The 12,507-nt window shown below is 65.8% G+C and carries 11 protein-coding genes; 8 read left to right on the forward strand and 3 right to left on the reverse strand.

The features are described from left to right. Positions 1-278: 278 nt before the first annotated feature. The 4 genes from AC3IR9_RS02985 (at position 279) to AC3IR9_RS03000 (ending at position 5,314) form a co-directional block, all read left to right on the forward strand. Complete coding sequence (locus tag AC3IR9_RS02985; RefSeq protein WP_489293962.1) at positions 279-818, forward strand: fimbrial protein; 540 nt, start codon at positions 279-281, stop codon at positions 816-818. An 85-nt stretch (positions 819-903) separates the two neighbouring features. After that, entirely contained in the window at positions 904-1,632 is a 729-nt protein-coding gene (locus tag AC3IR9_RS02990; RefSeq protein WP_489293963.1) for a fimbrial biogenesis chaperone, read from the forward strand. A 92-nt stretch (positions 1,633-1,724) separates the two neighbouring features. Continuing rightward, positions 1,725-4,289, forward strand: a complete 2,565-nt coding sequence (locus tag AC3IR9_RS02995; protein WP_489295675.1) for a fimbria/pilus outer membrane usher protein — start codon at positions 1,725-1,727, stop codon at positions 4,287-4,289. Then, positions 4,280-5,314: a fimbrial protein gene (locus AC3IR9_RS03000; RefSeq protein WP_489293964.1), complete on the forward strand. Its 1,035-nt coding sequence runs from the start codon at positions 4,280-4,282 to the stop codon at positions 5,312-5,314. Before AC3IR9_RS02995 ends, AC3IR9_RS03000 begins: the two co-directional genes overlap by 10 nt. Positions 5,315-5,336: 22 nt before the next feature. Here AC3IR9_RS03000 and AC3IR9_RS03005 read toward each other — a convergent pair whose 3' ends face one another. From AC3IR9_RS03005 to ettA, 3 genes are all read right to left on the reverse strand, one after another. Further along, positions 5,337-6,653: an NCS2 family permease gene (locus AC3IR9_RS03005; RefSeq protein ID WP_489293966.1), complete on the reverse strand. Its 1,317-nt coding sequence runs from the start codon at positions 6,651-6,653 to the stop codon at positions 5,337-5,339. A 67-nt stretch (positions 6,654-6,720) separates the two neighbouring features. Then, complete coding sequence (locus AC3IR9_RS03010; protein WP_489293967.1) at positions 6,721-7,410, reverse strand: outer membrane protein; 690 nt, start codon at positions 7,408-7,410, stop codon at positions 6,721-6,723. A gap of 234 nt (positions 7,411-7,644) precedes the next feature. After that, entirely contained in the window at positions 7,645-9,309 is a 1,665-nt protein-coding gene (ettA, locus tag AC3IR9_RS03015; protein WP_489293968.1) for an energy-dependent translational throttle protein EttA, read from the reverse strand. Between the two features lie 236 nt (positions 9,310-9,545). Between ettA and AC3IR9_RS03020 the strand changes: the two genes are divergently transcribed. The 4 genes from AC3IR9_RS03020 (at position 9,546) to nrdR (ending at position 12,504) form a co-directional block, all read left to right on the forward strand. Continuing rightward, positions 9,546-10,028: an RcnB family protein gene (locus AC3IR9_RS03020; RefSeq protein ID WP_489293969.1), complete on the forward strand. Its 483-nt coding sequence runs from the start codon at positions 9,546-9,548 to the stop codon at positions 10,026-10,028. 160 nt (positions 10,029-10,188) lie between these two features. After that, positions 10,189-11,442 carry a serine hydroxymethyltransferase gene (gene glyA, locus AC3IR9_RS03025; RefSeq protein WP_489293970.1) on the forward strand — a complete coding sequence of 418 codons (1,254 nt, stop codon included), beginning with the start codon at positions 10,189-10,191 and terminating at the stop codon, positions 11,440-11,442. Then, positions 11,442-11,888 carry a hypothetical protein gene (locus AC3IR9_RS03030; protein WP_489293971.1) on the forward strand — a complete coding sequence of 149 codons (447 nt, stop codon included), beginning with the start codon at positions 11,442-11,444 and terminating at the stop codon, positions 11,886-11,888. The genes glyA and AC3IR9_RS03030 overlap by 1 nt, the downstream gene beginning before the upstream one ends. A 94-nt stretch (positions 11,889-11,982) precedes the next feature. Continuing rightward, entirely contained in the window at positions 11,983-12,504 is a 522-nt protein-coding gene (nrdR, locus tag AC3IR9_RS03035) for a transcriptional regulator NrdR (RefSeq protein WP_489293972.1), read from the forward strand. Positions 12,505-12,507 lie beyond the last annotated feature (3 nt).

Below are 12,507 nucleotides of genomic sequence, written 5' to 3' on the forward strand. Positions count from 1 at the left end.
CCCTGATCGGGGCATTTGCGTCACCCCGGGCACGCCAGCGCCCTGCGGGAGGGGAGGGGCCCCTGCCTGCGTTAGCACGTCAAACAATTGACGTCAATTGTCGCTCGTTATGAAAAAATTGAGACATAGATCACATTTCCACATATACTCCCGTCACGGATTCAGGGATGCGTGTCCGAATTCCGTCACAGGTGAGACGCAAGGATGGGTCTGATGCCCGGCAGTGCTCCTTGCTTCCTCCTCTACTTCCACCACTTCAGTAGGGTTAGGTACAAGCAATGCACAAAATCAATTTCATCGCGGTTCTGATGCTGGCTGCAGCTCCGCTGGCCGCCAATGCTGCCGACGGCACCATCACCTTCAATGGCAAGGTCACCGACAAGACCTGCACCATCTCGACCCCGGGTGGCAAGGACTTCTCGGTCAACCTGCCGACCGTCTCCAAGAGCACCCTGGCTGCCGCCGGTGCCGTGGCCGGTCGTACCCCGTTCGCGATCAACCTGACCAAGTGCAGCGCCGGCAACGTCGCCACCTACTTCGAGCCGGGTTCGACCGTCGACTTCAACAGCGGCCGCCTGAACAACCAGGCTGCGGCCAACGCTGCCGGCAACGTGCAGCTGCAGCTGCTGGGTGCGACCAACCAGTTCCTGCCGGTCAAGGCCGCAGGCGCCAACCAGGCCCAGGACAACTCGCAGTGGGTGACCGTGGCCGCCGACGGCACCGCCAACCTGAACTACTACGCTGAGTACTACGCCACTGCCGCCGCTACCGCCGGTGAAGTGACCAGCAGCGTCAAGTACACGATCATCTACAACTGATCGTTGCCGTACCCCGCACTGGCCGGCGTACGCGCCGGCCAGTGCGCCCGGGCCCTGGCCACACACCTCGAGCGTAGTCCTTCCGATGAAAGCCTTCTTTCCCCGGGCGCTGCTGCTGGCAGCGTCGACGCTGGCCTTGTGCCCAAGCGCCATGGCCGGTGTCGTGGTCAATGGCACCCGGGTGATCTACCCGGCGCAGTCGCGTGAAGTCACCGTGCAGGTCGACAACGTCGGCGATTCCCCGGCGCTGGTGCAGGCATGGGTCGACGCTGGCGATGCCAACCAGACCGCCGATACCAGTGATGCGCCGTTCGTGTTGACCCCGCCGATCAGCCGCGTCGAACCGGGCCGCAGCCAGGCGTTGCGCCTGATCTTCTCCGGTGCAGCGTTGCCGACCGATCACGAATCGGTGTTCTGGCTCAACGTGCTGGACGTACCGCCCTCGCCGGAAAACAGCGACGGTGGTGAACAGAATTACCTGCAGGTCGCGTTTCGTTCGCGCCTGAAACTCTTTTATCGGCCGCAGGGCCTGAAGGGCGTCGCCAACGACGCGCCGGCAGCACTGCGCTGGACCCGCAGCGGTGATCGCCTGCGGGTGGAAAACCCAAGTCCCTACCACGTCACCCTGGCCGAAGTGCATGCCGTCATCGGCAGCAACGAACGCCCGGTCGAAGAGCTCGGAAAGATGGTTGCGCCCAAGCAGAGCCTGGAGTTCGCAGCGCCGGCCGGCATCGAGCAGGTGCGATTCATCAGCATCAACGACTACGGCGGTCGGGTGGAACACAAGGTACGCCTGGCCGGTACCGGGGGCTGAAGGCGCCGCGTGGGCCAGTGGCCTGCGCATCCCGCAACTGCCGCCGTGCGGCGAATTGAAGGAATGTCAGTGTGATAGGAAACAGATTGACATTGTCGATCCATCAGGCGCTTTGCCTGTTGGTTGCCGGCGTGGCCTGCCCAGGATGGGCGCTGGCTGCATCGGCCAATCTCGGCGAACAGGCGCTGACCGCGCAAAGCAGCGCGGCCGATGCCCGCGCCCCGGAACAGGCCCAGTTCAATTCCAGTTTCCTGTCTGGCCAAGCCAAGCAGGTCGACCTGGCCGCGTTCTCCAACGGCAACCCCATGGTCGCCGGCAGCTACCGCGTCAACGTCTACGTCAATGGCGCCTGGCAGGGCCGGCGCGACGTGCAGTTCAAGGCTGATGCCCAGGGCCGCGTCGATGCGTGCCTGGACCTGGCGACGCTGGAAGAACTGGGCGTGGACAGCGAAGCGGTGCTGCTCCAGCAGGACCCATCCGCCGCGCTGGACCTGACCGCCTGCGCGCCGGTACAGCAACGCATGGCCAACGCCTACGGTGCCTATGACAGCGGCAACCTGCGCTATGACCTGAGCATCCCGCAGGCATTCCTGCGTCGCGAGGCGCGCGGCTATGTCAATCCGGCGCTGTGGGATCGCGGCATCAACGCCGGCTTTGTCGGCTACAGCTTCAACGCGATCGACAGCGACAGTCGTATTGAAGGAGGCAGCCGCAACCGCAGCGCCTATCTGGGCCTGAATGCCGGCCTGAACCTCGGCGGCTGGCAGTTCCGCCACGATTCCAACCTCACCTGGAACGAAGGTGAGGGCCGCCATTGGCAGAGCATCGCGACCTATGCCCAACGGGGCATTCCGCAGGTGCGCGGCATGCTCACCCTGGGTGAGGCCTACACCAGTGGCGAACTGTTCGATTCGATCGGTTACCGCGGCGCCAGCCTGGCCAGCGACGATCGCATGCTGCCCGATTCGCTGCGCGGCTACGCGCCGGTGGTGCGCGGCATTGCCGAGACCAATGCGCGCGTCGAAGTGCGTCAGAACCAGCAGCTGATCTATTCGGCCACGGTGTCGCCGGGCAACTTCGTGATCGACGACCTGTACCCGACCGGTTACGGCGGCGACCTGGAAGTGAGCGTGGTCGAGGCCGATGGCCGTCGCCGCGAGTTCAAGGTGCCGTTCGGCTCGGTGCCGCAGATGCTGCGCGCCGGCGTGTCGCGCTATGCAATCACCGCCGGCCAGGTGCGCAACAAGCAGCTGCGCGATGAGCCCTGGCTGATGCAGGGCACCTACCAGCGCGGTATCGGCAACCAGCTGACCCTGTATGGCGGCAGCGCGCTGAGCGATGGCTACCTGTCGCTGCTGTACGGTATCGGCGTGTCGACGTCGCTGGGCGCTTTCGCCGCCGATGTCACCCATGCGCGCACGGCATTCGACCATGCCGGCGACAGCACCGGTGCCAGCGTGCGGTTGAGCTACAGCAACATGATCGGCGAGACCGGCACCAACCTGACCCTGGCCGCCTACCGCTACTCCACCGAAGGCTTCTACAGCCTGCAGGACGCGCTGTATGCCCGCGATGCCGATGACCGCGGGGTTGATCCCGGTACCCGTGGCCGTCAGCGCAGCCAGTTCCAGCTGACCTTGAACCAGCCGCTCGGCCGTCGCTGGGGCGCGCTGTATGTGACCGGCTCGGTGCGTGACTTCTATGATCGCCCGGGTACCGCCAAGCAGTACCAGGTGGGCTACAACAATGCCTGGCGCTCGGTGAACTACGGTTTCTCGGCGCTGCGTACCGAGGAGGGCGTGATCGGTCGCGCCGATACCCAGTACCTGCTGTCGTTGAGCGTGCCGCTGGGCCGTGGCACCCACCCGGTGTCGCTCAGCGCCGACGTCGGTGCACGCGATCGCGGTGGCTACGACAACAGCCGCGTGGGCATCGCCGGTGCGGCCGGCGTGGACAACAACTTCAGTTACGGCGTGGCCCTGGCCGATACCCGCGATGGTGGCACCTCTGCGGTCGGCAACGCCGAGTACCGCAGCCGCTACACGGCCTTGAACGCAACCTACGGTCACTCCAACGACTTCCGCCAGGCCTCGGTCGGTGCCAACGGCAGCCTGGTCGTGCATGCCGGCGGCGTGACCCTGACCCCGCAGCGTGGCGACACCATGGTGCTGGTCGAGGCCCCGGGCGCGCGCGATGCCATGGTCAGCAACGCGCCGGGCCTGCGTATCGATGGCCGCGGTTATGCCGTGGTCCCGTATGTCTCGCCGTATCGCCTCAACACCGTGACCCTGGATCCGCAGGGCATGGCCCACGACGTCGAGCTGGAAAGCAGCAGCCAGTCGGTGGCGCCGTTCGCCGGTGCGATCAGCTACCTGCGCTTTGACACCCGCAAGGGCAACGCGCTGTTGATCCAGGTGCGCAACACCGATGGCCGCACGCTGCCGTTCGGCGCGCAGGTCAAGGACGAGCAGGGCCAGCCGGTGGGCATGGTCAGCCAGGGCGCGCGCCTGTACGTCCGCAGCGAAAAGACCCAGGGCCGCCTGCTGGTCGAATGGGGCTCCGGTGCAGACCAGCGCTGCACGGTCGATTACCAGGTTCCGGCGGGCGCCGACGCGTCCAAGACCGGTTTCATTCCGCTGGAGGCAACATGCCGATGATCCTTTTGAGCCGCCGCAACGCCTGGGCCGCCGCGGCCGTCATTGCCGGTGCGTTGCTCGCCCAGCAGGCCAGTGCCTCGTGCCGCATCCAGTCCAGCCGGTTCATCGCGCAGGACGTCCAGATGGACATGGGCCAGATCGTGATCCTGCCCAGCACGCCGGTTGGCGGGGTCATCAAGCAGCTCAGCGTGCCGATCAACCAGCAGGACAGCGTCGCCGCGTGTGACTGGTCCGGTGGCCGTTCGGTTGGCCAGTACGTCAATGCCGCGCAGCGCAACCCCGTGCCCGGCTTTGCCAATGTCTATGAGACCGGCGTCGCAGGCGTGGGCATTCGCCTGTTCCGCGATTCCGGCGCGATCCAGACCTACTACCCGCACTCGATCAACTTCGGAGGCAACAACACCATCTCCCTGGTCGGTGGCATGTTCCGCATCGAGCTGGTCAAGACCGCGGCGCAGACCGGTTCGGGCACGATCGCGCCGAATGGCCGCTTCACCACCTACTACTTCGATGGCGATGGTCCAAGCCGTCCGGTGCTGACCTCCACCTTCAAGGGCTCCGGCACCACCGTGGTCAGCGCCACCTGTGAAGTGCAGGCCGGCAGCCGCAACATTCCGGTGGAGTTCGGCAGCGTGCCCAACACCAGTTTCACCGGGGTGGGTTCCAAGGCGGTCAATCGTGATTTCGACATCCGCCTGAACTGTCAGGGCAGCAACCTCGCCCAGTTCCAGAGCAAGGTCGGCATCCGCCTGGACGCCGACCAGGATGGCTCGAACATGCCCGGCGTGCTCAAGCTCAGCGCCGTCGCCAACAGCGCTACCCGCATCGGGATCGAGATGGTGCAGCGCGAGGGCGGCAGCGAGCGCGAAGTGCGCTTCGGCCAGACCATCAACATCGGGACCACCACGGTGGGCACCTCCACCTTGAGCCTGCCGTTGCGTGCGCGTTACGTGCAGACCCAGGCCGGCACGGTCGGTGCCGGCATCGCCAACGGCCAGGCCACCTTCACCATTCAGTACGACTGACGCGGTTGCCGCGCCGCGCCGCTCATTCCAACGCGTAGCGCAGCACGAACAACCCGGCCACCAGCCACACCGCCGGGTGCACCTCGCGCCAGCGCCCGGTACCGGCCTTGAGTACGGCATAGGCGATGAAGCCGAAGGCCAGGCCGTTGGCAATCGAATAGGTGAACGGCATCGCCAGCGCACACAGCGCAGCGGGCACCGATTCGGTCAGGTCGCTCCAGTCCACGTCGACCAGCTCGCGCAGCATCAGCCCGGCCACGAACAGCAGGGCAGGGGCCGTCGCATAACCGGGCACCATCGCGGCCAGCGGCGAGAACAGCAGCGCCGCCAGGAACAACGCGGCCACCACCAGCGCGGTGAGCCCGGTGCGGCCACCGGCCTGCACGCCCGAGGCGCTTTCGGCGAACGCGGTGGTGCTGCTGGTCCCCAACAACGACCCGGCCACGATGGCGGTGCTGTCGGCCAGCAGCGCACGGCCGAAACGCTTCTGCGCGCCCGGCAGTTTGAGCAGGCCAGCACGCCCGACCACGCCGTACAACGTGCCGGTGGCATCGAACACTTCCACCAGCACGAACACCAGCACCACCTGCAGCAGCACCGCGATCGGCGCGCCGCCGTCGTGGTGCAGCAGGCCGGGCAGGTCCAGCTGCAGGAAGGTCGGGGCCAGGCTCGGCGGCAGTGAAATCAGCCCGTGGAACTGCACGTCACCGAGCAGCCATGCCGCACCGGTAACGGCCAGGATGCCGATCAGGATCGCGCCGCGCACCTTGCGTGCTTCCAGGATCGCAATGAGCAGGAAGCCGGCCAGGGCCAGCAGCGGCGGCGCGGTGTTGAGCGGGCCGAGCGCGACCAGGGTGTCGGTGTTGGCGATGATCACCCCGGATTTCTGCAGCGCGATGATCGCCAGGAACAAGCCGATACCGGCCACGATCGCCGCGCGCAGCGAGGGCGGAATGCCCGCCACCAGCCAGGCGCGCAGGCCGGTCAGCGACAGCGCCAGGAATACCAGGCCGGAAATGAACACTGCGGCCAACGCCTGTTGCCACGGCAACCCTGCCGCGCCGACCACGGTAAAGGCGAAAAACGCGTTCAAGCCCATGCCTGGGGCCATGCCGACCGGGAAGTTGGCCGCGAACGCCATCACCAGCGAGCCCACCGCCGCGGCCACGCAGGTGGCCACGAACACCGCGCCCGGGTCCATGCCGGTGGTGCCGAGGATGTCCGGGTTGACGAAGACGATGTAGGACATCGTCAGGAAGGTGGTCAGCCCGGCCAGCACCTCGGTACGCACGGAGGTGCCGTGCTGCTGGAGCTGGAACAGGCGTTCAAACAGGGCCATCGGAACTCTCTCGCGCCTGGGCGCAGTGCTGCGCCCGGACGGACCTGCTGGTGCATCGCCGCGGCGCTTAGAAGTGGTAATTCAACTTCAGGGTAACGCTGCTGTAGTCGGTATGGAAGCTGCGACGGGTGGCGCCGGGGTAGTTCGGATCGTGCAGCTGCACCGGGCTGGAGCCCAGGTTCGTGTAACGGTATTCCGCGCCGGCCGACAGGCGGTCGTTGAAGCGGTACAGCACGCCGGCACCCACACTGGCGCCGGTGGATACGTGGCTTTTGGTGGTCTGGAACTCGGCCACGCGGCAGCCGTTGGTCTTTTCAACCAGCGATTTATCGCAGCCCAGGGTGAATTCCTGTTGAGCCACGGTCACCCCGGCGCTGAGGTAGGGCAGCCACCGGCCAGCGGCGTAGCCCAGCGTGACGTCGATGTTGCCGGCGGCGGTCACCGCGTCCTTGCCGTAATACGGGCTGTGCGCGTTGTTGTCGCGGTCCTTCCAGGTACGCTCGATGTTGCCCAGCGACAGCCCGCCTTCCAGGCCCAGCACCACGTTGTTGTCGAACTGCCAGCGGCGACCCGCCTGGATGCCACCGGTTGCGCCGAACAGGCTGTTTTCCGAGGCGTTGGCGTTACCGCGGTCCTGGCTGTGGCCTTCTGCATAGCTGCCCTGCACGCCCAGGTAGGCGCCTTCCCAGGTAGCCGGCGCGGCGGCGGCGGTGCCCGACAGCAGCAGGGCTGCGGTGCTGAGGATCAGCGCTTTCATGGTGATTTCCTACGTTTCCAAGGGGAGTGGCGATAAACGCCATTTACTGGATACGTATGGAATCAAAAGAAACCGTCTATCGACATGCAACAAGTTGTAAAGGTCGCGGATGGCATGCCGATGGCCCGGGTGAGAAGCGTCACCACCAACGGTGGTGACCTGCCAGAGCAGAACGGCCGCGCAGTGCGCGGCCGTTCCAGACGCTTCGGAGGTGTCACCACCAACGGTGGTGACCTACTTCAGCGCCTTGAAGCGCAGGCGCTTCGGTGCGGCGTCGTCGCCCATGCGGCGGCGCTTGTCTTCTTCGTACTCGCGGTAGTTGCCCTGGAAGAACTCCACGTGCGAGTCGCCTTCGAACGCCAGGATGTGGGTCGCGATGCGATCCAGGAACCAGCGGTCATGCGAAATCACGAACGTGTTGCCCGGGAACTCCAGCAGCGCATCTTCCAGCGCACGCAGGGTTTCGATGTCGAGATCGTTGGACGGTTCATCGAGCAGCAGCACGTTGCCACCCTGCAGCAGGGTCTTGGCCATGTGCAGGCGGCCACGCTCACCACCGGACAGCGACCCCACCAGCTTCTGCTGGTCCTGGCCCTTGAAGTTGAAGCGGCCGATGTAGGCACGCGACTGGATCTCGACACCGTTGATGTTGAGGATGTCCAGGCCGCCCGCGATTTCCTGGAACACGTTGTGGTTGCCTTCCAGCGCGTCGCGGCTCTGGTCCACGTAGGACAGCTGCACGGTCGGGCCCACCACGATCTCGCCGGTGTCGGGCTTTTCCTGGCCGGTGATCATCTTGAACAGGGTCGACTTACCGGCACCGTTGGGGCCGATGATGCCCACGATCGCGCCACCGGGCACCAGGAAGTTCAGGTCGTCGAACAGCAGGCGGTCGCCGAACTTCTTGGACACGTTCTTGAACTCCATCACCGCATTGCCCAGGCGCTCGCCCGGCGGGATGAAGATTTCGTTGGTCTCGTTGCGCTTCTGGTAATCCACCGACTGCAGTTCTTCCAGCCGGGCCAGACGGGCCTTGCCCTTGGTACGGCCGCCCTTGGCATTCTGGCGCGACCATTCCAGTTCCTTCTGGATCGCCTTCTGGCGCGACTTTTCCTGGTTGTCTTCCTGGCGCAGGCGGTCGTCCTTCTGGGTCAGCCAGTCGGTGTAGTTGCCCTTCCACGGAATGCCGCGGCCGCGATCCAGTTCCAGGATCCACTCGGCGGCGTTGTCCAGGAAGTAGCGATCATGGGTAACGGCCACCACGGTGCCGGTGTAGCGCGCCAGGAACTGTTCCAGCCATTCCACCGACTCGGCGTCCAGGTGGTTGGTCGGTTCATCGAGCAGCAGCATGTCCGGCTTCTGCAGCAGCAGGCGGCACAGCGCCACGCGACGCTTTTCACCACCAGACAGGGTGCCTACGATGGCTTCCCACGGCGGCAGGCGCAGCGCATCGGCGGCCACGTCCAGCTGGTTTTCCAGGGTGTGCGCGTCGCCAGCGGCCAGGATCGCCTCCAGGCGCTCCTGTTCCTTGGCCAGCTTGTCGAAGTCGGCGCCTTCCTCGGCATAGGCCAGGTACACCGCGTCCAGCTGGGCCTGGGCCTGCAGCACTTCGCCCACGCCTTCCTCGACCGCTTCACGCACGGTCTTGGCCGGGTCCAGCTCCGGTTCCTGGGCCAGGTAGCCGACCTTGATGCCGGCCTGCGGGCGGGCTTCGCCCTCGAAGTCGGTATCCACGCCGGCCATGATCTTCAGCACGGTCGACTTGCCCGAGCCGTTCAGGCCCAGCAGGCCGATCTTGGCACCCGGGAAGAACGACAGCGAGATGTCCTTGATGATCTGCCGCTTGGGCGGGACCACCTTGCTGACACGGTTCATGGTGTAGATGTATTGCGAGGACATGAGGTCTCCGAAGGCGCAACCCTGCGCCCGTTCCGTGCGGAACAGGAACAGATGAATAAAGGGGTACCGCCGATTATAGCCGGAAGCGATGACAGCCGCCGGTCTGCCCCTGCGGCGGGGCTTGCCGGCGCCTGAATGGGCCGTCAAAGCCCTTGAATTGGAAACCGTTTCCAGCCGGAGAGCGTTCAGATGCCGTGCGCATGATGGAGTCATCAATCCACCAGGCGAGGTCAATCATGCGCATGAATCGAATTGTGGTCGGGGCCATCGCCTCGCTGCTGGCCCTGGGCACGGTGGCGCCGGCGTTTGCCGACAACGATCACCGCGGCCGTGGCCATGACCGTGGCGATGATCGCCGTGACCATCGCCGCGATGACCGCCGCGACTGGCGCGACCATCGCCGGGACGACCGCCGCGAGGCGCGGCATGACTATCGCCACGACCGCCGTTACTACGACAACCGGGGCTATTACCGCCCGGCGCCGCCGCCGCGCGTGGTCTATCGCCCCGGTCCCGGCCACGGCTCCTACGGCTGGGCCCGTGGCCACCGTTACCGCGAGTACTACGGCGGCCCGGTGTACGTGGTCAACGATTACAGCCGTTACTCGGTGCGCCGCCCGCCGCACAACCACCACTGGATCCGCGACGACCGCGGCAACCTGCTGCTGGTGGCCATCGCCACCGGGATCATTGCCGATTACGTGGTCAACAACCGGTAAGACCGGTCCGGCTGCCGGACGGTGACAGACGGCGCCCCCCGGGGCGCCGTTTTCCATTGCGCCGGGCGGCGCCTGGGCCCGCCGGCATTGGTCACCCCGCGCGCCGCGGACTACAATCCAGAGCTCGCGCTGTCCCCCCTCTGCCTGCCTGGAGTAACCGATGTTCCCGCGTGACGTCCGCATCGAAACCTACGATCCCGAACTGGCCAAGGCCATCGCCGCCGAAACCCAGCGCCAGGAAGACCACGTCGAGCTGATCGCCAGCGAGAACTACACCAGCCCGGCGGTGATGGAAGCCCAGGGCAGCCAGCTGACCAACAAGTACGCCGAAGGCTACCCGGGCAAGCGCTACTACGGTGGCTGCGAATACGTGGACATCGCCGAACAGCTGGCGATCGATCGCCTCAAGCAGCTGTTCGATGCCGACTACGCCAACGTGCAGCCGCACAGCGGTTCGCAGGCCAACCAGGCGGTGTACTTCGCCCTGCTGCAGCCGGGCGACACCATCCTGGGCATGTCGCTGGCGCACGGCGGCCACCTCACCCACGGGGCCAAGGTCAATGCGTCGGGCAAGCTGTTCAACGCCGTGCAGTACGGCGTCAACGAAGCTGGCCTGATCGACTATGACGAAGTCGAGCGCCTGGCCATCGAGCACAAGCCGAAGATGGTCGTCGCCGGTTTCTCGGCCTATTCGCAGGTGGTGGACTGGGCGCGCTTCCGCGCCATCGCCGACAAGGTCGGTGCCTACCTGTTCGTGGACATGGCCCACGTCGCCGGCCTGGTCGCCGCCGGCGTCTACCCGAGCCCGTTGCCGCATGCCCATGTGGTCACCTCGACCACCCACAAGACCCTGCGCGGCCCGCGCGGCGGCATCATCGTCGCCAAGGGTGCCAGCGAAGACCTGGTCAAGAAGCTGCAGTCGATCGTGTTCCCGGGTATCCAGGGCGGTCCGCTGATGCACGTCATCGCCGCCAAGGCCGTGGCCTTCAAGGAAGCCCTGGAGCCGGCGTTCACGGCCTACCAGCAGCAGGTGGTCCGCAATGCCCAGGCGATGGCGAAGACGCTGATCGCGCGCGGCTACAAGATCGTCTCTGGCGGTACCGAAAACCACCTGATGCTGGTGGACATGATCGGCAAGGACGTGTCCGGCAAGGACGCCGAAGCCGCACTCGGCAAGGCCCACATCACCGTCAACAAGAACTCGGTGCCCAACGACCCGCGTTCGCCGTTCGTCACTTCCGGCCTGCGCCTGGGTACCCCGGCAGTCACCACCCGTGGCTACGTCGAACAGGACTGCGTGGACCTGGCCAACTGGATCGCCGACGTGCTCGACGCGCCGGCCGATGAAGCGGTCATTGCCCGCGTGCGCGATGCGGTCAGCGCCCAGTGCGCGAAGTACCCGGTCTACGGGTGATGGATGAGGCCCGGCAGCAGCGCCTGTATGCGCTACAGGCGCTGCTGCTCGGGTTGCCTACCGTGGCCGCCGGGGGAACCCTGGCGGTCATGGCGGTGGTGGTGTTCTTTTCCCGCAACCGCTACATGGGCGCAGGTGAAAGCCTGTTCCTGCTGGGTTGGGGGCTGGCCGGCCTGTGCGGTCTGCTGGCCTGGCTGTGGTTGAGCGGTGTTTACCTGCGGCGCGGCCGCGATGGACTGCGCCGCAGCGCGCCGGCGGCATGGATCGGCATCGGCCTGGGCAGCATCGCCGCACTGGGCGTGCTGGGCACGGTGGCCTTCGCGTTCCTGGCCGGTGGGAGTCCGTGGCAGGTACTGGGCTACCTGGTTTTCGGCCCCCCGTTGTTGATCCCCAGCGCCCATCTGGCGTGGTTGCGCGGCGCGCGTGGCGAGGCGGTTGCAGGCTGACCGGCGTCTCTATTTGTATGGTCCGGCCTTCTCAGGTACCGTTGCGACGCTGCCGTAGCCATGGCAGGCCGTTTTTCCTGATGCAAGGCGTTCCATGTACTGTCCGTTCTGCCAGCATGCCGATACCCGGGTGATCGATTCGCGCGTCTCTGAAGACGGGGCGACGATCCGGCGTCGGCGCGAGTGCGAGGCCTGCAACGAACGCTTCAGTACCCTGGAAACCATCGAGCTGAAACTGCCGGCCATCGTCAAGAGCGATGGCAGCCGTGAGGCCTTCGACGCGCGCAAGCTGCGATCGGGCTTCGACCGCGCGCTGCAGAAGCGGCCGGTGCCCGAGGACAAGATCGAACTGGCGGTACGTGCGGTGATGCAGCAGCTGCGCATCTGCGGCGAGCGTGAAGTGGCTTCGATCAAGGTCGGCGAGTTCGTCATGAACGAACTGCGCAAGCTCGATCATGTGGCCTACGTGCGCTTCGCCTCGGTCTATCGCAGCTTCGGCGACGTCGCTGATTTCCGCGAAGAGATCGAAAAGCTCGAACGCGACCTGCCTGCCAGCACCGAACAACTGCAGCTGCTCGGCGGCGACACCGTGACGGAAAAGAAAAAGAAGGGCTGATCC

It is taken from the genome of Stenotrophomonas sp. GL_101, assembly GCF_057835675.1.

What these genes read in the sequence shown, in the direction of transcription:
- AC3IR9_RS02985 (WP_489293962.1), top strand. Translation starts at nt 279, where the DNA reads ATGCACAAAATCAATTTCATCGCGGTTCTGATGCTGGCTGCAGCTCCG.
- AC3IR9_RS02990 (WP_489293963.1), top strand. Translation starts at nt 904, where the DNA reads ATGAAAGCCTTCTTTCCCCGGGCGCTGCTGCTGGCAGCGTCGACGCTG.
- AC3IR9_RS03000 (WP_489293964.1), top strand. Translation starts at nt 4,280, where the DNA reads ATGCCGATGATCCTTTTGAGCCGCCGCAACGCCTGGGCCGCCGCGGCC.
- AC3IR9_RS03005 (WP_489293966.1), bottom strand. Translation starts at nt 6,653, where the DNA reads ATGGCCCTGTTTGAACGCCTGTTCCAGCTCCAGCAGCACGGCACCTCC.
- AC3IR9_RS03010 (WP_489293967.1), bottom strand. Translation starts at nt 7,410, where the DNA reads ATGAAAGCGCTGATCCTCAGCACCGCAGCCCTGCTGCTGTCGGGCACC.
- ettA (WP_489293968.1), bottom strand. Translation starts at nt 9,309, where the DNA reads ATGTCCTCGCAATACATCTACACCATGAACCGTGTCAGCAAGGTGGTC.
- AC3IR9_RS03020 (WP_489293969.1), top strand. Translation starts at nt 9,546, where the DNA reads ATGCGCATGAATCGAATTGTGGTCGGGGCCATCGCCTCGCTGCTGGCC.
- glyA (WP_489293970.1), top strand. Translation starts at nt 10,189, where the DNA reads ATGTTCCCGCGTGACGTCCGCATCGAAACCTACGATCCCGAACTGGCC.
- AC3IR9_RS03030 (WP_489293971.1), top strand. Translation starts at nt 11,442, where the DNA reads ATGGATGAGGCCCGGCAGCAGCGCCTGTATGCGCTACAGGCGCTGCTG.
- nrdR (WP_489293972.1), top strand. Translation starts at nt 11,983, where the DNA reads ATGTACTGTCCGTTCTGCCAGCATGCCGATACCCGGGTGATCGATTCG.